The sequence below is a fragment of the Pseudobutyrivibrio sp. YE44 genome (genome assembly GCF_900104335.1).
GTDB lineage: Bacteria > Bacillota > Clostridia > Lachnospirales > Lachnospiraceae > Pseudobutyrivibrio.
This window is the reverse complement of the sequence record NZ_FMXT01000010.1, coordinates 60,523-81,820: the sequence shown is the minus strand read 5'-3', so window position 1 is coordinate 81,820 and position 21,298 is coordinate 60,523. Positions and strand designations below refer to the sequence as shown.

Genomic DNA, 21,298 nt, shown 5'->3' with positions numbered 1-21,298 from the left:
GCTCATTGCTTAATCAACACACGAGGAATATTTAAAATTTTTTAACTAGTACCTTGACAAGTTATGAAAGTCGAGTATTATATGGGTAGTTGATTAAAATTTTTTAACTAAAATAATTTAAACAACATGTAATTTATTAAATTTTCATTGAAAAGGAGAAAGACTATGTTTGAGGTAGTAAAGGAAGTAATCATCGACACACTTAGCTGTGCAGCAGAGAAGGTAACAATGGAGGCAAATCTTTTTGAAGATCTTGGCGCAGATTCTCTTGATGCTGTAGAGCTTTCACTTGCAGTTGAGGAAAAGACAGGCATCACAATTGATGAGGATGCAATGGCTGAAATTAAGACAGTAGCAGATATCGTTAATTATCTTGAGGCACATAAATAATCATGGATACAAAAGAAATCAAGGAGCTGCTTAAGGCTTTTGATGAGAGCGGCAGCTCATACCTTAAAATCAAAGAAGATGGTTTTGAAATACAGTTCAAGAAGCCAGAGGCTAATCAGCAGGTGGTTGTTGCTGCACCAGTTCAGACGGCACCACAGCAGGTTGCCGTAGCTCCTGTAACTGAAATAACAGAGTCTGTAGCTGCATCAGCAGCATCTGATAAAGCTGCAATTTCACCTGAGGATGGTGAGGTAGTAAAAGCTCCTTTAGTTGGAGTATTTTATTCTGCACCATCTCCTGAGGAAAAACCTTATGTTCAGGTGGGAGATAAGGTTCAGGAAGGTCAGGTCCTCTGTCTTATTGAAGCTATGAAGATGATGAGCGAAATCACCGCACCAAAGGACGGAATTGTAAAGGATATCTTTGCAAAGAACCAGGATGTGGTTGGTTTCGAAGAACCATTGTTTCTTATTGCTGAATAAGAATTCATAGATTTCAGCTGGCCATTTAATAGCTGCCAGTCTGGAATCATCATTTTCATAGGAGAGTAGTTATGTTTAAGAGAATACTGATTGCTAATAGAGGAGAGATTGCTGTTCGAATAATTCGAGCTTGCATGGAGATGAATATTGAATCCGTGGCAGTCTATTCCACAGCTGACAAGGAATCTCTTCATGTAAAGCTTGCTACAAAAAGCATTTGTATTGGACCTGCTCGAGCTCAGGATAGCTATTTGAACATGGATGCCATCATCACTGCCGCTCAGGTTACAGGCTGTGATGCTCTTCATCCAGGTTTTGGATTCCTTTCTGAAAACTCAGAGTTTGTTCGTAAATGCGAAGCAGCAGGAATTACTTTTATTGGACCAACAGCTGATGCAATGGATGCCCTTGGAAACAAGGCCAGCGCCAGACATATGATGATGAAAGCCGGAGTTCCTGTAGTGCCAGGTTCAGATGGACCTGTAGAGGATTTTCATAAGCTTGAAAAAATAGCCAAGAAAATCGGATATCCGGTGCTTATCAAAGCCAGTGCAGGTGGCGGTGGACGTGGAATGCGTCGAGTGTATCAGCCAGAGGATTTGAAAAAGCTTTATGAGGAGGCTAAGGCCGAGACTAGAGCTTGTTTTAATGATGATGAAATGTACATTGAAAAGCTCATTTTGAATCCAAGACACATTGAGTTTCAGATTTTGGCAGATGAGCATGGAAATGTCATTCATCTCGGGGAGCGCGACTGTTCTATTCAGCGAAAGAACCAGAAGCTGATAGAAGAAAGTCCATGTATGTTTATAAAGGATGATCTTAGAAAATCCATGGGAAAGGCAGCGGTTTTGGCAGCAAAGGCAGCCAATTATACCAATGCTGGAACGGTAGAGTTCGTATTGGATGAAAAGAATCACTATTATTTTATTGAAATGAATACCCGTATTCAGGTAGAACATGGTGTCACTGAAGCTGTTACGGGAATTGATTTGATTAAACAGCAGATACGTATTGCTTTTCATGAGCCATTAAAGCTTAAGCAGAAGGATGTGAATCTTAAGGGACATGCTATTGAGTGTCGAATTAATGCGGAAGATCCATCAAAGGGCTTTATGGCAAACACAGGAAAAATTAGCTTCTTGAACGTACCCGGTGGTCCTGGTGTGAGAGTGGATACATTGCTTTACAACGGTTATGAAACTAGTCCTTTTTATGATTCCATGATGGCAAAAATCATTGTCCATGCAGAGACAAGACTTGAAGCTATTAGAAGAATGAGAAGGGCATTGCTTGAGCTAGTAACAGATGGAATCACCACGAATGGAGATTTCGATTATCTTTTACTTCATCATCCAGATTTTGTTAAAGGAAATTATAATGTTAGCTTTATAGAGAATCACTCAGAGGAAATTTTGTCCTGGGATAAAGCTGCCTGTGATGAGGACTTATAAATGAACATAGTAGATCAAAGAAAGAATAAATTTGCAAGATATAAGAATCTAAGGGAAAATCCCGAGGAACTACTTGAGCCTTTAATAAAGCCTGCGAAGGAATATAGTGCTAGAGACAGGATTGAGGATATAGTAGACCAGGGAAGTTTTGAGGAATTTCAGTTTGAATTTCCAGAGACTAATCCCTTGGAGTTCGAAGGCTATGTAGAGAAAAAAGAAGAGCTTAGAGAAGAATTAAACATTCATGATGCAATCATAGCAGGTGAGTGTACCATTGATGATAAAAAGGCTGTTCTTGTAGTAATGGATAAGCACTTCATGATGGCTTCCATGGGAATGGAGCTTGGTGAGGTGGTTTGTCAAAGCGCAGAGCACGCAATGGAAAACAAGCTTCCTCTTATAATCTTTACAGCCAGCGGTGGTGCCAGAATGCAGGAGGGGATTCTTAGCCTGATGCAGATGGCAAAAACCAGTGCAGTAATAGAAAAGTTAAAAAATGCTGGTGGCTTATACATAGCAGTATTGACACATCCTACCACAGGAGGAGTAAGTGCCAGCTTTGCTACTCTTGGGGATATTACCTTGGCAGAAACAGGAGCTTTAGTTGGTTTCGCTGGTCCAAGAGTTATTGAACAAACCATTGGAGAAAAGCTTCCTGAAGGCTTTCAAAGAGCTGAGTTTTTACAGGAACATGGCTTTGTTGATGCAGTGGTTGAACGTGAGAATATGAGGGAGACCTTAGGAAGAATCCTAAGGCTACATCCTAGAGCATGTTAATGTCTTTATGGAGGAAATGAGATGAAAGCAATCGATAGAGTATTAGCAGCTAGAGATAAGGACAGACCAAAGATTACAGATTATATTGATAACGTATTTACGGATTTTTTCGAGCAAAAGGGAGATTTGCTTGGAAAGGAAGATGCCAGTATTTATGGTGGTATTGCCCTGTTTCATGGTAAGCCTGTTACAGTGCTTGGTCATCGTAAGGGAAATGATGTTAACGAAAATGTAACCTGCAATTTTGGTATGCCTGGTCCTGAAGGATACCGAAAGGCCCTTCGAATTATGAAGCAGGCAGAAAAATTTGGTAGACCTATTATTACTTTTGTGGATACTCCAGGTGCTTATCCTGGTCTTGAAGCAGAGATGTACGGGATTTCCCAAGCAATCTCAGGAAATCTTGCAGCCATGAGTTCCCTAAAGGTACCAGTGATTTCTATTGTTACCGGCGAAGGAAGTAGTGGTGGTGCACTTGGAATCGCAGTGGCAAACAGAGTCTATATGCTGGAAAACGCAGTGTATTCCGTGCTTTCTCCAGAAGGCTTTGCATCCATTCTTTGGCATGACAGTGCAAGAAGAGATGAAGCAGCTGAGGCTATGAAACTGACAGCAAAGGATTTGCTGGATTTTGGAGTTATCGATGGAATTATCTCCGAAAGAGGTAGCAGTCTTAAGGTTGTTTCGGAGGATGAAAACGCAAATACGATAATTCGTTTATACGATAGAATTGATAAGCAGATTTCAAAGGCACTAAAGGAATTGGAAGGTAAATCAGGTGATCAGTTGGCTGAGGAAAGATTTGAAAAGTTTAGAAGCTTTGACAGTGCTTTCTTGAAGGCAGACGAATCAGCTAGAATGGAAAATATATAAATGACAGGAATAAAAATAATAGCCACTGGAGCTAGTGCTCCTAAGAAGGTTGTCACAAATGATGACTTGGCAAAAATAGTAGAAACTAGTGATGAATGGATTAGCCAGCGCACAGGAATGAAGGAACGTCATTACGTTGCTGATGGGGAAAATCACACTAAGTTAGCTGAGAATGCGGCAATGCAGGCAATTGAAAAGGCTGGTATTGATAAGTCAGAAATTGGTGCTGTGATTGTTTGCACTGTATCAGCAGATTATTTTTCTCCTTCATGTGCATGCTTGATTCAAGGCAGACTTGGTCTTTCCAAGGATATAATCGCCTTTGATTTAAGTGCAGGCTGTTCAGGCTTTGTGTTTGGACTGGAAACAATTAGAGCGTTAATGATTGCTCGAAACATACAGTATGGCTTGGTGGTTGGAGCAGAGGTTTTATCCAAGAAAATGGATATGACAGACCGTGGAACATGTGTATTGTTTGGTGACGGAGCTGCTGCAGCAGTTGTAAGTCTTTCAGATACCAACTATACTTCGGTAATCGGTGTGGACGGTGATGAAGAAATGATTAACATCAAGTCACCAGATGGATTCATCCATATGGATGGCCAGGGTACCTACAAATTTGCAGTAGCAACAGTACCAAAGGTTATTGAGGAAGTGGTTAATAAGGCAGGGCTCACCTACGATGAAATTGACCACTATGTACTTCATCAGGCAAATCTTCGCATCATCGAATCCATTGCCAAAAAGGTGAAGCAGCCTATGGATAAATTCGTTGTAAATATTGATAAATACGGCAACACCTCAGCTGCCAGTGTGGGCTTAGCACTAGATGAAGCGTTGGAAGACGGACGCATCCGCCCAGGCGAAAAAGTTTTACTTTGCGCCTTCGGAGCAGGCCGCACCTGGGGCGCCGTCGTATTAGAGATGTAAAATATTAAATAATTAAGTGAGCTGTAACGGAACAAAATACAAGTGTTATCAATGAACCCTTGTTGAGCCATCCCTACTTAGATGGTACCAAAGGTAGCATCTTATGTAGGGTAATGAGCGAATAAGAGCGAAAGCGTGGTGAATGATAATACTTGTATTATGTGAGGTTACTAGCGGAATAGAGGTACTTGATGAATTTAACAGATTTAACAGGAACTAAATATCCAATAATTCAAGGTGGCATGGCCAACATCGCCACAGGCGAATTCGCAGCAGCTGTTTCTAACGCAGGAGGCTTAGGTCTTGTGGCAAGCGGAGGTATGGATGCTGAGGCTTTGCGTGAGCAGATTAAAATTTGCAAAAGCAAAACAGATAAGCCTTTTGGTGTGAATTTAATGTTGATGAATCCAGATGTAGAAAACATTGCACAGATGCTTATTGAAGAAAAGGTGCAGTTCATTACAACTGGTGCAGGTAATCCAGGAAAGTATATGGCTGGCTGGAAGGCAATGGGAGCAAAGGTTTTCCCTGTTGTAGCTTCTGTTGCTCTTGCAAAAGTTATGGTTAGATCAGGAGCCGACGCTGTAATCGTTGAAGGTGGAGAATCAGGTGGACATGTGGGAGACATGACAACAATGACTCTTCTTCCTCAGGTGGCTGCAGCAGTAGATGTGCCTATTATCGCAGCTGGAGGAATTGCCAGTGGTGAGCAGATGGCAGCAGTAATGCTTCTTGGAGCTTGTGGTGTTCAGATTGGAACTTGTCTTTTGGTTTCAGAGGAATGTCCAATCCATGACAACTATAAGGAGGCTTTAATCAAGGCAAAGGATAATGCAACAACTGTTACAGGAAGAAGCCAGGGTGCTCCTGTTCGTATTATCAAAAACGAAATGGCCCGAGAGTATTTAAAGCTTGAGGCTGAGGGCGCAGGACGCGAGGAACTAGAGCGAATCACACTAGGCGGACTTCGAAGAGCCGTTGTGGATGGGGATATCATTCGAGGCTCAGTAATGGCTGGTCAAGTATGCGGACAACTTTCAGCCATCCGTCCCGTAGCCGACATCCTTGACGACCTCTACGTAAATGCGAAGCATACGTTATCGAATGCGTCAACTATCGCAATATAGTAACTAAGACTAGGAGAACGAGTAATGTTAGGAATTGTGTATGCAGGCCAGGGTTCACAGCGTGTGGGCATGGGCTTGGACTTTTATGAGAAATATGATGAATTCAAGGAGACTATAGATAACGCCACCGACGCAGTAAAGTCTGTGACTGACATGGATGTGGCGGACTTAAGCTTTAACGGCCCAATGGAGCAGCTTTCAGATACAAAGTATACTCAGCCAGCAATGGTTGCCTTTGCAATCGGTGTTACAAAGCTTCTTCACAAGAAGGGAATCAAGGCTGATTATACTTGCGGTTTAAGCCTTGGTGAGTATTCAGCTCTTTACGAGGCAGGCGTGTTGGAGGAGGATACAATCCTTCAGCTTATTGCAAAAAGAGGAAAGTACATGGCAGAGGCTGCAGAGGGCTTACACGTAAAGATGGCAGCTGTGCTTGGAATGGATAGAGAAACTGTCCTTGAGTGTTGTGACAAAGCAAACAGTGAGCTTGCTGGAGAAAAAATCGTTCAGCCTGCAAACTATAATTGCCCAGGTCAGATTGTTATTTCTGGTGATGCTGTTGCAGTAGATAAAGCAAGCGCATATTTAAAGGAAGCCGGAGCAAAGCGAATCCTTCCACTTAAGGTGAGCGGTCCTTTCCATACAAAGCTTATGAAGCCAGCTGGAGATAAGCTTGCAGAGGAGTTTGAAAAGGTAGATTTCAAGCAGCCAAAGTCTAAGGTGGTGTTCAACTGCTTAGGTAAGGAAAAGAAGGATGAGGATTCTGTTGCAAAGCTTTTGGAGAAGCAGGTTCAGTCTTCAGTTTATCTTGAAGATTCCATCAAATACATGGCAGATGCTGGTGTAGATACAATCATCGAGATAGGACCAGGAAAGGCCATTAGCAAGTTTATTAGTAAGACAGTTGATAATGTAAAGGTTTACTCAATTGATTCAGTTGAGGATTTTGAAAACACATTGGAGGAGTTAGCATGAGTGTAGCCTTAGTTACAGGTGGTAGCCGCGGAATTGGTCGTGTAATAGCAGAGAAGCTTGCACACGCAGGATATGATATTGCTATTTGTTATTCGGGAAATGAATCGGCAGCACAGGAAACAATTGCTGAGTGTAAGAAATACGGTGTACAGGCTATGTACATCAAGGCGGATGTAAGCAACGCTGATGATGTTGCAAATATGTATGAAGAGATTAAATCTCTTATGGGACCAATTGAAGTGCTTGTAAATAATGCAGGAATCACAAAGGATGGTCTTCTTCTTCGTATGAGCGAAGCGGATTTTGAAGCAGTTGTAGATATTAATCTTAAGGGAACCTTCCTTTGCACAAAGGCTGCCATTAAGGACATGATGAAGGCTCGCACAGGAAGAATTATCAATATCACATCAATTGTTGGCGTGGTAGGAAATCCTGGACAGGCTAACTATTGTGCAAGTAAGGCAGGAATCATTGGATTCACAAAATCAGTGGCTAAGGAATACGGTGGAAAAGGAATCACTGCAAATGCAGTTGCGCCTGGCTTCATCCAGACAGCCATGACAGATCAGCTTCCTGATAATGTGAAGGAAGCATATTTAAAGCAGATTGCCCTCGGTCGTTTTGGAACACCAGAGGACATTGCAAACGTTGTTGAATTCTTGGCATCAGATAAAGCGTCCTACATCACAGGACAGGTAATCGAAGTCACTGGAGGTATGTAATGAGAAGAGTTGTAATCACTGGAATGGGAACCGTTAACCCTCTTGCAAATAGCCTTGAGGCCACATGGGAGGCTGTAAAGCAGGGAAAATGCGGAATCGGTCCTATTACACATTTTGATCCTTCGGATTTGAAGGTTAAGCTTGCTGGCGAGGTTAAAAACTTTGATGCAGCCGAAGTTCTTGGACCAAAGGAAGCAAGAAGAATGGACGTTTATTGTCAGTATGCATGTGCTGCAGCAAAGGAAGCTATGGAGGATGCAGCCCTTGATATGGAAAAGGAAGATGCAGACAGAATAGGATGTATCGTTTCTTCTGGTATCGGTGGTCTTTCTACTATTGCAGAGGAGCATTCAAAGGGTGAAACAAAGGGTTATGGCAAGATTTCGCCATACTTTATCCCTATGGCAATCACAAATATGGCAGCAGGTCAAATCGCTATTATGTATGGCTTGAAGGGTATTTGTACATCTGTTGTAACTGCATGTGCCAGCTCAAACAACGCCATTGGTGATTCCTTCCATAGAATTCGTGATGGCTATGAGGATGTTATGGTATGTGGTGGTGCTGAAGGAACAGTTATTCCACTTGCAATCGGCGGCTTCCAGTCAATGAAGGCTCTTTGCACCAGTGAAGATCCTAATCGTGCTTCTATTCCTTTTGATAAGGAACGTCATGGCTTCGTTCTTGGTGAAGGAGCAGGCGTGCTTGTTATTGAAGAGCTTGAGCATGCAAAGGCTCGTGGCGCAAAGATTTATGCAGAAATTGTAGGTTACGGTTCAAATTGCGATGCTTATCATATTACAGCACCTAATCCAGAGGGAGAAGGTGGAGCAAAGTGTATGACACTTGCTGTGAAGGATGCAGGTCTTGAAATGACAGACGTGGATTATATCAATGCCCACGGAACCAGCACAAGCTTAAATGATGCTGGCGAGACACTTGCAATTAAAAAGGCTTTTGGCGACCATGCCTACAAGCTTATGGTTAGCTCAACAAAGTCTATGACAGGACACTTGCTTGGTGCAGCCGGCGCCATCGAGGCTATCATCACATCTATGGCTTTAAAGGATGGCTTCGTACCAGCCACCATCAACTACCGAGAAAAGGATGAAGCCTGCGACCTTGACATCGTACCAAACATCGGCCGTAAGGCAGATATCAACGTAGCCCTCTCCAATGCATTAGGATTTGGAGGACATAACGCATCACTGGTATTTAAGAAGTATATGGGTTAAAAGTTAAGTGAGCTGAGAAATAGAATATAAAGTGTTATCAATGAACCCTTGATGAGCCATCTCTACTTAGATGGTGCGATAGCAGCATCTTATGTAGGGCAATGAGCGAATAAGAGCGAAAGCGTGGTGAATGATAATACTTTATATTCTGTGGATTAGCGGATTATAGGAGTTTATATGCAGTTAAGTAATAGAGAAATTCAAGAGATTTTGCCACACCGCTACCCATTTCTTTTGGTAGACAAAATCGTAGATTGTGAACCAGGCCAATACGCCAAAGGTATCAAGTGTGTATCCGCAAATGAAATGCACTTCCTTGGCCACTTCCCAGGTCACCCTGTTATGCCAGGTGTCCTTATTATAGAAGCTTTGGCTCAGGTGGGTGCAGTGGCACTTCTCACAGAGGAAGAGAATAAAGGAAAGCTTGCTTTCTTTGGCGGAATCAAGAATGCCCGCTTCAAAAAGCAGGTTGAGCCAGGGGATGTTTTAGAACTTGAATGTAAGCTTACAAGCCGAAAGGGACCAGTAGGTTTTGGAGAGGCTGTGGCTTATGTGGATGGTCAAGTTGCTGCAAAGGCAGAAATTTCCTTTGCCATAGGAGAATAATTTAGTTATGATATTTCTAGGAAATAAATATTCCAACGGGAGTAATATATTAAAAAAGGAACAGGTACTAGAAATGTTAGAACAAACACTTTCAGAGGTGTATACCAAGTTTAAGATACACTTCTATCAGGAGATGTTTAAGCAGCTCAACTCACGCGAGACATCTCTTACAACTGTAGAGCTCTTTTGTGTGGAGATTATTCACGCTCTTAAGAATCCTACCATCGCTGAGTTTGCAAACTTTATCAACGTGTCATCGCCAAATGCAGCTTACAAGGTAAACAGCCTTATCCAAAAGGGCTATATCGAAAAGGTGCAGTCTACTGTTGACCGTCGTGAATATCATATTCATGTTACAGACAAATACTACAACTATTTCAATCTTTCTCAAAAGTATGTTAACAAGGTTGTTGAGAGAGCTCAGGATTATTTTTCTGCTGAGCAGGTTGAGATTCTTGATAATATTTTAAAGGATATGTCTAATGAACTTATGACTGAGGTAGTTATTCCTCCAGTAGAGGTTCAACCCTAAAAATTTGTGGTGGATTTAATTTTTCAATAGGATTTGTTGAACACAAGGTTTGAGACTTTTACAGTTTCGAACCTTTTTTTGTTAACTTTTTCTGAAAGTTATTTTGTATAATGATTTCGAGGGAAGGAATTATAATCCAATGAAATTATCACAGCTATTAAAATTCGATAATATAATTGTGCAGTGCCATAACACACCAGATGCAGATGCATTGGCTTCAGGTATGGCTCTTACAAAATATCTTAAAGAAAAGGGTAAAAATGTCTGCTTTGTATACGGGGGCAACTTCGAAATCACAAAGAGCAACCTTAAGCTCATGATCTCCGATTTACAGATAGATGTTCATTATGTTGGTCATCAGGTTCAGCTTGCTCAGCTTTTAGGTCTTAGAGAGCAGGAAATCCCTGAGCTACTTATCACCATCGACAGCCAGTATGGCGAGGGAAACATCCGCAAGTTCAAGGCAAAGGAAATCGCCGTCATCGATCATCATCAGGTTTCAAATCCATTACCAGAGCTTTCAGAGGTTCGTTCATATCTTGCCAGCTGTTCCACTCTTGTGTGGGAAATGCTTAAGGAAGAGGGCTTCTCAGTGGCCGACGATTTAAAGCTTTCAACAGCCCTTTATTATGGTCTTTTAACAGACAGCAACAACTTCTCAGAAATCCATCATCCTATGGACATGGATATGCGAGACGAGCTTAAATACAGTTCTTCTATCATCACAAAATTCAAGAACTCAAACATCTCCCAGGAAGAGCTCCGCATAGCCGGAATTGCGCTTCTTGGCTCAGAATACTATCAAGATAATCATTATTCCATCGTCAAGACAGATCCTTGCGACCCAAACATCCTTGGTATAATTTCAGACATGCTTTTAGAGGTTGAGGATGTAGATTGCTGTCTAGCCTTCACCATTCACGAGGGCGGAGTTAAGCTTTCAGTTCGAAGCTGCGTAAAGGAAGTTAAGGCAGACGAGCTTGCCAAGTTCATCTGTCAGGGCGTTGGAAACGGCGGCGGTCACACTGTAAAGGCCGGTGGTTCAATTATCCGCTCCCTTCTTGAAAAGCAGGAGCTTGAATACAACCCATCATCTATCCAGCAGTTCTTCAGAGAGCGTATGAAGGAATACTTCCTTGATAACGAAATCATCGAAGCTGCTGACTATACACCAGATATTTCAGAGATGGCTGTTTACAAAAGTAGACAGATTAATATCGGTTATGTTAAGGCCTCAGATATTATGCCTGTAGGCTCTCACTTCACCATCCGAGCTTTAGAGGGTGATACAGAAATTAACGTTTCCGAAGATACAATGATTCTTGTTGGTGTAAAGGGTGAAATCTTCATTAGCATGGAGTCAGCTTTCAATGACTATTACAAGGCTTGCGATTGTGCATACACCTATCCAGGTGAGTACGAACCAACCATCCGTAATCTTAAGGATGGAAACAGCACCAGCCTCTTACCATACATAAAGAGTTGCGTTTTTGTAGGAAATGGAAATATCTATGCCAAGGAGCTACAGCGCCGTACGAAGCTGTTCACACAGTGTCATCCAGATGATTATTCACTTGGACGTCCAGGTGATTTCATCGTTGTCACAGGCACAGACTTATCTAAAATCGCTATCATTGATAGAGATGTATTTATGAAAACCTACGAATCGGTGGAATAGTCAATCTTTTCAGAAATTTTATTGCTTAAAACCAAACAATATAGTATGATTTATTCAAATAGGAAATCTTCAGGGCAAGGTGCGAAAACACTTATTTGTTTTCAATTCCTGACCGGCGGTATAGTCCGCGAGTCCTTTGGGACTGAACTGGTGTGATTCCAGTACCGACAGTATAGTCTGGATGGAAGAAGATGTGCAGATTCTATTATTGTACGTTACGCCCTGAGTATATCTCAGGGCTTTTTCTTTATTCAAAGGCTTCCCCTTGAGGGGAAGCTGTCACCGAAGGTGACTGATGAGGTGTAAAAGAAGACTTCCTAGCAAAAATATTAATCTCAGGGAGGATTCAAAATGGATTCAGCATTCAATTCAAAAATGGAGACAAAAACTATGAAGAAGGTAAACGTGCGCAACATGACTGTAACAGCTATGTTGTCAGCAATAGGTTTTATTCTAATGTATCTTGATACAGCAACACCATTTGCACCATCATTTTTAAAAATGGATATATCTGATTTACCAGCATTAATTGCTTCATTTGCATTAGGACCAGTATGGGGAGTGGCAGTTAGTTTAATTAAGAATGTATTACATTTACCAGTATCTAGTTCATCTTGTATTGGTGAGTTATCCAATTTTATTTTATGTTCTTCATTTGTTTTGCCAGCAGGACTTATTTATCATCATAAGAAAACTAAGAAGAATGCAATTTTAGGAGCTTTTGTTGGATTAGTAGTAATGTCTGCTATGGCATTACCTTCAAATTTATTCTTAATTTATCCTTTATATTATAAGATTGGATTTGCAAAGGAAGCTTTAATGGGAATGTATCAGGAAATCGCAGATAAGGTATTCCCATTCATGAATTTGGACTCTATGGCTAAGTGCATTTTATATTTCAATGTTCCTTTTACATTTGTTAAAGGTATGCTTTCAGCTGTAATTACAATTTTTATCTACCAGCCACTTAGACCACTTCTCAAGGGAAACAACTAAAGAATTTTTGCCAAAATAAAGCAGTATTTGCCAAAGGACAGGTTTTCAGTTGACCTGTCCTTTTTTTGTGTGTAGATTGTCTAATTAATAAAGTGGGAAATTAGGTTTAAAAATATTAGGAGAGTTTACATATGGATAAGAAAACACTTATTGAAATAATCGTGATGCTATTAATCACTTTCATATTGATTTGGATCAAACCCTTCAGTACAAGGTATACCTACGACAGATCTGAAGGTAATGCATACACAGAGTATCTAGAAAAGATAGGTATTGAACACTAATCTTCACAATTCATAAAGATTTCTTAAATATCTCTTGATTCTGTTGAATTGAATTCTCACTCAGGTATACTAACCTTAAATCGGATTATGAGAAAAATGGAGGTTAGATATGAAGAGACCAATAGCCTTATTGATTGCATTGACTTTGACTGCATCGTTAGTTGCCTGCAGTAATAATACAAGAGAAGAAAAACAGGAGCCTCAAAGCACTGGAGCAGACAATACCACAATAAATGATGAGCAGCCAGCTGAAAGCTTGCCACAGACAGCTCCTACCTACGCCACAACTTCTGTTAGTTATGAAGAGGGAAGTGAATACTTCACTGGTAGCGTTCAGTGTATTCAGATTACAGATGCTGAACATACAGCCTTAACAAAGGCAGTGGATGATAAGTTTTCTGAGATTGTAAAGAGCTTCAATAAAACCGCTGACGGATTAGTAAAGGAAGCTAACGAAACAAACAAGGATTACAACGAGGATAAAAGCTCAGATGAAGATACAGCTGAGAATATGGTTTTCAACTACAGCTATTATGTTACAGCTGAGGTAACAAGAGCAGATAGCCAGATTTTCAGCATTAAGCTTATTAGCGAAATCTATACGGGCGGTGCACATCCTAGTCACGCTGTAGAGGGCTTAGTTTTCGATTCTAAAACTGGAGACTTACTTTCTCTTGAAGACCTTGGGGTAGATTCAGATATTGCCAAAGATTATATTTTAAATGTAATCAATGAGAGTGATGAGTATGCCAAGGAAAATCTTTTTGAGGAATATAAGGATACTATTCAAAAGGATTTTGAGAAACCAGAAGATACACTTGGTTTATGGCTTGATAACAGAGGTCTTGTGGTTGGTTTCCAAGAATATGACATTTTGCCTTATGCAGCAGGCCTTGCATCTTTCACCGTGCCTTATAGCCAGCTGACAGGCTTCAAAACCGATTATATTCCTGAGGATGGCTTCTATGCCTTTGAATTATCATATTTAGGCTTTATAGATAAGGTTGATTTAGATGGAGATGGACAGCTAGATAATATCTCAATCACAACTACCGTTGAAGAGAATAATTATGGATTCAATACCTACACCTTGAATGTAAAGGATACAAACGTAGTGATAATCGATGGTCATGATGCTAATGGCTATACCTATGCCGAAGGTTATTTTATCCATAGAAAAGATGGAAACTACGTGCTGGTTGCAATGAGTGGTGATTCAGATATTTATCTTACAAAGCTTTTCAAGTATGACAATGATACTCTTCGAGAGGTAGGTTCTGTAGACAAAAGTTTAAAGGCCGTTTACGAGGATTATGTTGAAATGTATGTTTCAACTGCAATCCCAGAAGAGGGGGAAGAGTCTACTGCTGGAAAGGTAATAAAATACAGCTACGACAACACAGGATTTACTGAGAAAGAGTAATAATAGATAATACATAAAGGAGCAATTTTCGTATAGAAACTTGCTCCTTTAATGATTATAATAAAAGGTAATTAGTTAGGTTTAATCACCTAAAAAACAGGAGGTAATGATATGGAATTTATAATTGTTTTACTAGTTCTTCTAGTAGTATTGATTGCCTTTGGAATTCGAATCGTCCCACAGGGATATGTATTTGTTATCGAATTCCTTGGTAAGTATCATGCAACATGGCAGGCAGGTTTCCATGTGATGATTCCTTTCCTTCAGAGAGTGTCAAAGCGCGTTTCATTGAAGGAACAGGTGGCAGATTTTCCACCACAGGATGTTATCACAAAGGATAACGTTATCATGAAGATTGATACTGTTGTTTACTTTAAGGTTGCAGATCCTAAGCTTTACGCTTACGGTGCTGAGCGTCCAATCCTCGCTCTTGAAAACCTTACAGCAACAACACTTCGTAACCTTGTTGGTGAGCTTGAGTTAGACCAGACACTTACATCTCGTGATTCTATCAATGACCGAATGAGAGTTATTCTTGATGAGGCTACTGATCCTTGGGGTATCAAGGTAGGCCGTGTAGAGCTTAAGAACATCATTCCACCTGAAGAGATTCAGCGTTCAATGGAAAAGCAGATGAAGGCAGAGCGTGATCGTCGTGAGACTCTTCTTGAGGCAGAAGGTCACAAGCAGGCTTCAATCACAAGAGCAGAAGGTGATAAGCAGGCTCTCGTTCTTAAGGCTGAAGCTGAAAGAGATGCAGCTATTGCTAGAGCAACAGGTCAGGCTGAGTCAATTCGTCTTGTATACGAGGCAGAGGCTCGCGGTATTGAAATGCTTAAGGAAGCAAACATGGATGAGCGTGTTCTTCTTATCAAGAAGCTCGAAGCTTTAGAGAAGATGGGTGATGGCAGAGCTACAAAGATTGTAGTTCCTACAGATTTGGCATCAGCAGCTGCTGACCTTACCTTCAAGACAGAAATGCTTGGCTTTGGAGAGAGCACTCCAATCGACAAAACAGCTCCAAAGGCTGCCGCTCCTAAGAAGGATGATCCTTGCTGCAGCGACGCCGACAAAGGCGCCACAACTCGTCACTTCGTAGAAGACCACGTAGCTTTTGAAGGGGCTAATTAGAAAACTAAAGATAGCCTGTAGCTATCAAGCTATAATATGTCTCAAGCTCATCGTGTTAGATGAGCGGAGATATATTAGGCTTGAGAGTGTAACAGGCGAGCCATTGGCTATAGAAATAGCCCCTGGGTTCCATCTAAACTGGGTGGTCCAGGGGCTTTTATTATATCAGCGCACAAGGTGCGCAGTTTACAATCTCTTAAATTGATACTACTGAGTATCCATCCTTTAATCCAGGAACCTGAAGATAAGACTTCACATTCAAAACCTTCTTGGTTAGTCGGTGTCCAGTCTGTGTGATTCCATCTGATTCAACCTCATTAAAAATAATATCGTTTCCAGCTTCAATTCCCCTGCGGTCAGTAACGTAATATCTTACTACGCTACCAGCGATGTCGGCAAATTGCTGTTTAGAAACAAGCACACTAACTTCAACGTTTGATGCAGCGCCAGTTGTAAGGGTGTTTGTGTCGGCGTGATAGGTACGACCAAGCTCATCCTCTTTGTTGTTGTTCATTGCATCGCTTAATCCCTTAATTAAATCAGCTCTAAGGTCTGCCATATATTTCTCCTTTTCAAACCGCATTTAGTAGTGTAATCATAGGATACAATTTATTTTTGAATATTCTGTGTAGAAAAAATGAATTATGATAAAATCATAAACAGAGGTTAAAATACAAAGGGTAATTTACGATTGGAGACAAAAAATGGCAAAAGAGTTGATTACTAGAGATCAGGTTCGTGAAGAGGATACCTGGAATTTAAAGGATATGTATGTAAATGTAGCTGCCTGGGAGGATGACTTAAAGTATATCCAGCAGCAGATGGTAGAGCTTGAAAAGTTTGAAGGAAAAGTTTGTGAAAGTGCTGAAAACCTTCTTATGGTATTGGATATAAGCGCAGCAGCTTCCGAGAAGTTTGAACTTGCCTTTAACTACGCAGAAAGACTTTTTGATCAGGATCAGGGAAACACTGAGCATCAGGCAATGTCTCAGAGAATGTTTGGTATGTATGCACAGTTTAGCGCTGCCACAGCCTTCATTTCTCCTGAAATATTAGCTTGCCCAGTGGATAAAATCGAAAAGTATTTTGTTGAAAAGCCAGAGCTTGAACTATATAGAATTCAAATAAAAGAAATTCAGCGTTTGAAGGAGCACACCCTTTCTTCAGAAATGGAAAAGGTGGTGGCTATGACTCAGGAAATGGGCAACACTCCTACCGAAGTTTATAGTGCCTTCAAAAATGTGGATATGACCTTTCCATCTATAAAGGATGAAAATGGAGAGGATGTTGTAATTACAGACGGCCGTTTTGTTCCACTTCTCATGTCTGCAGACAGACGCGTTCGACAGGATGCCTTCAGAGAGTATTATGGAGTTTACAAGCAGTTCTTAAACACAATGGCTGCAATATATAACGGTGAAGTAAAGCAGCATATTTTCTATTCTAAAATTCGTAAATACGAATCAAATCTCAAGGCTGCTGTAGATGAAAATAATGTAAGTCCTCAGGTATATGAGAATCTTGTTAATACCGTAAATGCGAATTTGGATAAGCTTCATGCCTATGTATCTCTCCGCAAGAAGTGTCTTGGGGTGGACGAGCTTCACATGTACGATATCTACACACCTATGATTGCAGATGTGGCCAAGCCTATCAAGTATGAGGAGGCTCAGAAGACTATCTGTGAGGCATTGGCAGTCCTTGGAGAGGACTACGTAGAGCTTCTTAAAGAAGGTTTTGCAAACCGTTGGATAGATGTATATGAGAACAAGGGTAAACGGGGCGGAGCATATTCTGCTACAGCCTACGGTGTACATCCATATATGCTTCTCAATTACAACGATACCTTTGATGATATGTTCACAACAGCTCATGAAATGGGCCATTCAATGCACAGCTATTACAGCAACAAGACACAGCCATATATTTATAGCAATTACAAGATTTTTGTTGCGGAGGTAGCGTCTACCTGTAACGAGATTCTTCTATTAGAATATTTACTTAAGAATTGCACAGATAAGAAAGAGAAGGCATATCTTCTTAACCATTACTTAGATAGCTTCAAGGGGACTGTTTTCCGTCAGACTCAGTTTGCAGAGTTCGAAAAGATTACAAATGAAATGGTAGAGTCGGGTGAGAATCTGAACTCTGAAAATCTTTGTAATTTGTATAAGGAAATCAACGAGAGATATTATGGTACAGATATGATTTCTGATGAGGAAATCGCATACGAGTGGGCACGTATTCCTCATTTCTATTACAACTTCTATGTATATCAGTATGCTACCAGCTTCTGTGCTGCAGTTGCCATAGCAGATATGATTTTAAAGGAAGGAGAGCCTGCTGTGGCTCGGTACAAAAAGTTCCTTTCATCAGGTTGCACGGATGCACCTGTAGAGCTTCTTAAAATAGCGGGAGTGGACCTTACAACACCTGCGCCTATTGAAGCAGCTCTTGCAAAGATGGGGGAGATAGTAAAGGAGCTTGAAAGCTTGGTATAGAAGTTTTTTGGGACTAGTTGGTCCTGACTACAAAAAATGAAGAAAGCAAAAAGATGAGCCTCTAGTGTCGAAGCTAGAGGCTCTTTTGTTATTCATTATTCAATATATTATATTAAGAAGGGGAGGTTAATTATTAACTACGGTTCTTGATGAACCACAGTCGAAAAGTTCATCATCAGCTCCGATAGCAATGGTACGGTCTTCATCGTCGATAGAAACGCCGGTGATTTTCACAACATTGTTTTCTGAGTCTGAAGTGATTCTTGAATTGGATGTATTACCAGTTACTGTATTGCCTGCACTGTTGTCTCCAAAACATTCTGTGTATAGCTCAGCTGCATTCTGAGCAATAAACAGATTGGATGTGATGATATTGGAAGAATCACATGCATATTGGATTACAAAGGCAGTGCCATCAGTATTGTAGACTGTGTTATTAGTGAAGGTGCAATTTTTAGCACAGCCGGTATCATCCACATCATAACCGCCAAAGCTGATTCCAGCCCAGCCGTTATTATTAACAAGTGTGTTATTATTGACTTTAATTCCAGTGGTAACTGTGTCTTTGTGCTCACTGGCGATTTCAATACCGATATCGCAGTTTGTAACATAGTTATCATATATCTGGATGTTTTTGCCGCCATCCACATATATGCCACCGGCACACTTGCTGTCGTAGGTAACATTTACAGCTGGGTCGGAAGAAATGCTATCTACAACATTTTTGAAAATTTTGCCATTTCGTGCTCTATCCAAATCGTTGGAAGAGTCATTCTCAAATCCGATTGCGTCAATGCCGATGTTATCACAGTCATGAATATAATTCTCTGAGATAGCAAAGTTTGACACATTTCCATTTAAAGCAAGAGCTTCGCTATTTCCTAGGTTTAGCTTGTAAAGCTCGCACTTTTTAATAGAGATATTCTCAATTGGTTCGTCTACATCCGCTGCTACCAAAATTCCGTGTGCGTTGTATTCTGTAGAATCTTTAGTGTACAAGCATCCCATGTCGTGTATCTTGCAATTAGTGATGCTGATGTCGCGTGAGCCAGCATCTACTTCTATACCAATAGGAGTAATTGAAGAAGAAGGTTTTTTTAGCTTTAATCCCTTGATTTCAAGATTGTCCACGGTGACGCCTGAGGCTTGGATATAGACCATAGAACTGTCACCTGACGATGGCTTAAGTCTGGAGCCGTCTAGGACCGCTCCATCCTCCGCAAGAATTGTGATACCGTCAGTTTCAACAGAAATCTGTTCAGCGTAGGTTCCTGCTGGAATGATGATGGTATCTCCGCTGTCTGCCATATCAAGTGCGTCCGAAATAGTTGGGGCATCTGAGCCTACTCTAATAGAACTAGAGGCGGCATATATATTAGAAAATGCGGGTGTGCAAGTAACGGCCAACGATGCAGCAAGTACACCAGGGGCCAACATTCTAGTAAAGTCTTTCATAACATTTCCTTTCGCGTGTCCCAATACATAGATTCCTGTGATTAAACACAAGAACCGGACATGTAATTTTCTGATCAGGTAATTACAGATAATACTTTAACACATATTTTCACAAAAATGAAGTAAAAGTTACAAATAAATTACATTTGTTTCTTTAAGGAGAAAATAAAAAGGAGTGAGAATTAATCTCACTCCTTGATTTTACTGGGTTTTATTAGTTAAAAAAGATTTAAATTTGTTCACCATTAAGCATAAAAATTTCATCTGGCTCAATAGGAACACATACACATTTCTTTCCATCAACAAAAGCTGTGGTAACATCAGCAGCCTTTGTATCAGAAACCTTTACAACAATGTCTGCCTGCTTTCCGTCCTCGGTAACACCGTTGACTTCCTTAAGCTGTTTTGTAAGATCTACAACTCGCTCCTTTAGCACATTCTTTTCTACACGAAGCTCATTGTTCTTAAGGGCCTTCTCATCTAGGATTTCTTCTGCAAGAGGAAGCTGCTCCTCAAAGTAGTTTTCAAACTTTGCCTGAATCTTTTCTACCTTTATATCAGAAAGGCCTGAGTCTGTAAGAATGTTTGCAACATCCTGAGGCTCTAAAACGATTGTTTCCTCCTCGCCTAAGCGCTCCTTTTCAACAGTGATGAAGTCTGAAAGATTCTGCTGGATATCAAGCTTTGTCTCGATGGTCTCGTCAGTTTCTTCTCCGAGAGCCTGGTCAAGAATGTTGTTGAAGGCGTTCTTCTTCTGAGTTGTAGTTTTCTTTGAACCACACTCAATACAATTCTCCCAAAATTCTACATGAGGCTCCTTTGTGTTCTTTGTGTAAGCAAGGCAAGCGTGTAAATCTGTAGTACGCTCTGAGAAGCAGGGGAAGGTGAAGGCTGTATCTACAGGCCCAACTACCCAGTCACGGTCTCTAGCGCCAATGCGATTTTCTGCTTCACGATAACCGAGTCCTGGCTTTGAAAGAGCAACTGGACAGATAGCGCAGATGATGTAGTCGTATACTTCCTCAGATTCATCAAGCTTCAAATCGTCAGTGGTCTTTACTGGGATATCATAAGTATCGTGATAGAGAAGAATCAGATAGTTTCCAACGAAGTCGTATGACTCGATAATTCTGTTGTAATACTCTATAAGAAGCTTTTCATCCTGAAGACGTGTCTCACGAAGCTTCATAAGAAGGTCGTGACCGCTTCCTTCGATTTCTCTTTCTGGATCAAATGGAAGCTCTAACAAGTTGTTACCAACAGTTCCTGAAAGAGCCTTGTTTGCAATCTCCAGATATTTGTGAAACTCTTCATCCTCAAGATTAAGGAAGGTTTCTTTGAAGGTGAGCACCATCTCTTTATTGGCGTCTACATAGCAGCCTACCATCTTGTCGAAGTTACAAGAATCCTTCTTAAAACGGCGCTTTATTTCGTTTATTTCTTTTTTATTCATAAATATATCTCCTAATAATTTATGTCGTGATACCTATTATAAGTATGAAAAAAATCTATAGCAAGGGGAAAATAAATGTAGCTTGCACTTGACATTGAAAATCTAAATAACTATACTTTACTCAAATAAAGAAGGGGAACAATCATGGCATTTACATCTATGCTTAATAATCTCAATAATAACAATAATAATTCCGTGAATAATAATCAGGGGATTTAATTTTATTGTGTTGATGAGATTTGAAGATTGTTCAAATATGTAAGAATTTTAAGCC

21 protein-coding genes and 1 riboswitch are annotated in these 21,298 nt (G+C 40.6%); of the genes, 18 read left to right on the top strand and 3 right to left on the bottom strand.

Translation table 11 applies throughout. The annotated features are described in order from the left end of the window. The first annotated feature begins 165 nt into the window (after positions 1–165). From acpP to BLR54_RS12130, 17 genes are all read left to right on the top strand, one after another. Positions 166–390, top strand: a complete 225-nt coding sequence (acpP, locus tag BLR54_RS12205; protein ID WP_090421486.1) for an acyl carrier protein — start codon at positions 166–168, stop codon at positions 388–390. Positions 391–392: 2 nt separating this feature from the next. Continuing rightward, positions 393–872, top strand: a complete 480-nt coding sequence (gene accB, locus BLR54_RS12200) for an acetyl-CoA carboxylase biotin carboxyl carrier protein (RefSeq protein WP_090421485.1) — start codon at positions 393–395, stop codon at positions 870–872. 71 nt (positions 873–943) lie between these two features. Next, the gene (gene accC, locus BLR54_RS12195; protein WP_090421483.1) at positions 944–2,326 is read left to right on the top strand and encodes an acetyl-CoA carboxylase biotin carboxylase subunit; all 1,383 of its coding nucleotides are present in this window, start codon (positions 944–946) and stop codon (positions 2,324–2,326) included. Further along, complete coding sequence (locus tag BLR54_RS12190; RefSeq protein WP_090421481.1) at positions 2,327–3,103, top strand: acetyl-CoA carboxylase carboxyltransferase subunit beta; 777 nt, start codon at positions 2,327–2,329, stop codon at positions 3,101–3,103. A gap of 21 nt (positions 3,104–3,124) precedes the next feature. After that, positions 3,125–3,976 (top strand): acetyl-CoA carboxylase carboxyl transferase subunit alpha, encoded by an 852-nt coding sequence (gene accA, locus BLR54_RS12185; RefSeq protein WP_090421479.1) that lies wholly within the window; start codon positions 3,125–3,127, stop codon positions 3,974–3,976. Continuing rightward, the gene (locus BLR54_RS12180) at positions 3,977–4,906 is read left to right on the top strand and encodes a beta-ketoacyl-ACP synthase III (protein WP_090421477.1); all 930 of its coding nucleotides are present in this window, start codon (positions 3,977–3,979) and stop codon (positions 4,904–4,906) included. 191 nt (positions 4,907–5,097) lie between these two features. Then, positions 5,098–6,033: a nitronate monooxygenase gene (locus BLR54_RS12175; RefSeq protein ID WP_090421475.1), complete on the top strand. Its 936-nt coding sequence runs from the start codon at positions 5,098–5,100 to the stop codon at positions 6,031–6,033. A 24-nt stretch (positions 6,034–6,057) separates the two neighbouring features. Beyond that, positions 6,058–7,008, top strand: a complete 951-nt coding sequence (gene fabD, locus BLR54_RS12170; protein WP_090421473.1) for an ACP S-malonyltransferase — start codon at positions 6,058–6,060, stop codon at positions 7,006–7,008. After that, the gene (gene fabG / locus BLR54_RS12165) at positions 7,005–7,730 is read left to right on the top strand and encodes a 3-oxoacyl-[acyl-carrier-protein] reductase (protein ID WP_090421471.1); all 726 of its coding nucleotides are present in this window, start codon (positions 7,005–7,007) and stop codon (positions 7,728–7,730) included. Before fabD ends, fabG begins: the two co-directional genes overlap by 4 nt. Then, on the top strand, positions 7,730–8,965 hold the full coding sequence (fabF, locus tag BLR54_RS12160; protein WP_090421469.1) for a beta-ketoacyl-ACP synthase II: 1,236 nt from the start codon (positions 7,730–7,732) through the stop codon (positions 8,963–8,965). The genes fabG and fabF overlap by 1 nt, the downstream gene beginning before the upstream one ends. A gap of 177 nt (positions 8,966–9,142) precedes the next feature. Beyond that, the gene (gene fabZ / locus BLR54_RS12155) at positions 9,143–9,571 is read left to right on the top strand and encodes a 3-hydroxyacyl-ACP dehydratase FabZ (RefSeq protein WP_090421467.1); all 429 of its coding nucleotides are present in this window, start codon (positions 9,143–9,145) and stop codon (positions 9,569–9,571) included. A 73-nt stretch (positions 9,572–9,644) separates the two neighbouring features. Further along, positions 9,645–10,103 (top strand): MarR family transcriptional regulator, encoded by a 459-nt coding sequence (locus tag BLR54_RS12150; protein ID WP_090421494.1) that lies wholly within the window; start codon positions 9,645–9,647, stop codon positions 10,101–10,103. A gap of 139 nt (positions 10,104–10,242) precedes the next feature. Further along, positions 10,243–11,781, top strand: a complete 1,539-nt coding sequence (locus tag BLR54_RS12145) for a DHH family phosphoesterase (protein ID WP_090421465.1) — start codon at positions 10,243–10,245, stop codon at positions 11,779–11,781. Positions 11,782–11,842: 61 nt separating this feature from the next. Beyond that, positions 11,843–11,978: riboswitch (FMN riboswitch) on the top strand. Between the two features lie 154 nt (positions 11,979–12,132). After that, complete coding sequence (locus BLR54_RS12140) at positions 12,133–12,777, top strand: ECF transporter S component (protein WP_242871248.1); 645 nt, start codon at positions 12,133–12,135, stop codon at positions 12,775–12,777. 131 nt (positions 12,778–12,908) lie between these two features. Further along, positions 12,909–13,061 carry a hypothetical protein gene (locus BLR54_RS15010; RefSeq protein WP_176761943.1) on the top strand — a complete coding sequence of 51 codons (153 nt, stop codon included), beginning with the start codon at positions 12,909–12,911 and terminating at the stop codon, positions 13,059–13,061. Positions 13,062–13,170: 109 nt separating this feature from the next. Next, positions 13,171–14,484 carry a DUF3298 and DUF4163 domain-containing protein gene (locus BLR54_RS12135; protein ID WP_090421463.1) on the top strand — a complete coding sequence of 438 codons (1,314 nt, stop codon included), beginning with the start codon at positions 13,171–13,173 and terminating at the stop codon, positions 14,482–14,484. A gap of 111 nt (positions 14,485–14,595) precedes the next feature. After that, positions 14,596–15,615, top strand: a complete 1,020-nt coding sequence (locus BLR54_RS12130) for an SPFH domain-containing protein (RefSeq protein WP_090421461.1) — start codon at positions 14,596–14,598, stop codon at positions 15,613–15,615. A gap of 196 nt (positions 15,616–15,811) precedes the next feature. Here the strand turns inward: BLR54_RS12130 and BLR54_RS12125 are convergent, their stop codons facing one another. Then, the gene (locus BLR54_RS12125; RefSeq protein ID WP_090421459.1) at positions 15,812–16,174 is read right to left on the bottom strand and encodes a hypothetical protein; all 363 of its coding nucleotides are present in this window, start codon (positions 16,172–16,174) and stop codon (positions 15,812–15,814) included. A gap of 145 nt (positions 16,175–16,319) precedes the next feature. Between BLR54_RS12125 and pepF the strand changes: the two genes are divergently transcribed. Then, complete coding sequence (gene pepF, locus BLR54_RS12120) at positions 16,320–18,116, top strand: oligoendopeptidase F (protein WP_090421457.1); 1,797 nt, start codon at positions 16,320–16,322, stop codon at positions 18,114–18,116. Between the two features lie 126 nt (positions 18,117–18,242). Here pepF and BLR54_RS12115 read toward each other — a convergent pair whose 3' ends face one another. Next, on the bottom strand, positions 18,243–19,571 hold the full coding sequence (locus BLR54_RS12115; protein ID WP_090421454.1) for a right-handed parallel beta-helix repeat-containing protein: 1,329 nt from the start codon (positions 19,569–19,571) through the stop codon (positions 18,243–18,245). 229 nt (positions 19,572–19,800) lie between these two features. Next, complete coding sequence (locus BLR54_RS12110) at positions 19,801–21,024, bottom strand: DUF4317 domain-containing protein (RefSeq protein ID WP_090421452.1); 1,224 nt, start codon at positions 21,022–21,024, stop codon at positions 19,801–19,803. Positions 21,025–21,298 lie beyond the last annotated feature (274 nt).

Bases quoted from the DNA above. Each gene is read 5' to 3' on its own strand.
- acpP (WP_090421486.1), top strand. From the start codon at position 166: ATGTTTGAGGTAGTAAAGGAAGTAATCATCGACACACTTAGCTGTGCA.
- accB (WP_090421485.1), top strand. From the start codon at position 393: ATGGATACAAAAGAAATCAAGGAGCTGCTTAAGGCTTTTGATGAGAGC.
- accC (WP_090421483.1), top strand. From the start codon at position 944: ATGTTTAAGAGAATACTGATTGCTAATAGAGGAGAGATTGCTGTTCGA.
- BLR54_RS12190 (WP_090421481.1), top strand. From the start codon at position 2,327: ATGAACATAGTAGATCAAAGAAAGAATAAATTTGCAAGATATAAGAAT.
- accA (WP_090421479.1), top strand. From the start codon at position 3,125: ATGAAAGCAATCGATAGAGTATTAGCAGCTAGAGATAAGGACAGACCA.
- BLR54_RS12180 (WP_090421477.1), top strand. From the start codon at position 3,977: ATGACAGGAATAAAAATAATAGCCACTGGAGCTAGTGCTCCTAAGAAG.
- BLR54_RS12175 (WP_090421475.1), top strand. From the start codon at position 5,098: ATGAATTTAACAGATTTAACAGGAACTAAATATCCAATAATTCAAGGT.
- fabD (WP_090421473.1), top strand. From the start codon at position 6,058: ATGTTAGGAATTGTGTATGCAGGCCAGGGTTCACAGCGTGTGGGCATG.
- fabG (WP_090421471.1), top strand. From the start codon at position 7,005: ATGAGTGTAGCCTTAGTTACAGGTGGTAGCCGCGGAATTGGTCGTGTA.
- fabF (WP_090421469.1), top strand. From the start codon at position 7,730: ATGAGAAGAGTTGTAATCACTGGAATGGGAACCGTTAACCCTCTTGCA.
- fabZ (WP_090421467.1), top strand. From the start codon at position 9,143: ATGCAGTTAAGTAATAGAGAAATTCAAGAGATTTTGCCACACCGCTAC.
- BLR54_RS12150 (WP_090421494.1), top strand. From the start codon at position 9,645: ATGTTAGAACAAACACTTTCAGAGGTGTATACCAAGTTTAAGATACAC.
- BLR54_RS12145 (WP_090421465.1), top strand. From the start codon at position 10,243: ATGAAATTATCACAGCTATTAAAATTCGATAATATAATTGTGCAGTGC.
- BLR54_RS12140 (WP_242871248.1), top strand. From the start codon at position 12,133: ATGGATTCAGCATTCAATTCAAAAATGGAGACAAAAACTATGAAGAAG.
- BLR54_RS15010 (WP_176761943.1), top strand. From the start codon at position 12,909: ATGGATAAGAAAACACTTATTGAAATAATCGTGATGCTATTAATCACT.
- BLR54_RS12135 (WP_090421463.1), top strand. From the start codon at position 13,171: ATGAAGAGACCAATAGCCTTATTGATTGCATTGACTTTGACTGCATCG.
- BLR54_RS12130 (WP_090421461.1), top strand. From the start codon at position 14,596: ATGGAATTTATAATTGTTTTACTAGTTCTTCTAGTAGTATTGATTGCC.
- BLR54_RS12125 (WP_090421459.1), bottom strand. From the start codon at position 16,174: ATGGCAGACCTTAGAGCTGATTTAATTAAGGGATTAAGCGATGCAATG.
- pepF (WP_090421457.1), top strand. From the start codon at position 16,320: ATGGCAAAAGAGTTGATTACTAGAGATCAGGTTCGTGAAGAGGATACC.
- BLR54_RS12115 (WP_090421454.1), bottom strand. From the start codon at position 19,571: ATGAAAGACTTTACTAGAATGTTGGCCCCTGGTGTACTTGCTGCATCG.
- BLR54_RS12110 (WP_090421452.1), bottom strand. From the start codon at position 21,024: ATGAATAAAAAAGAAATAAACGAAATAAAGCGCCGTTTTAAGAAGGAT.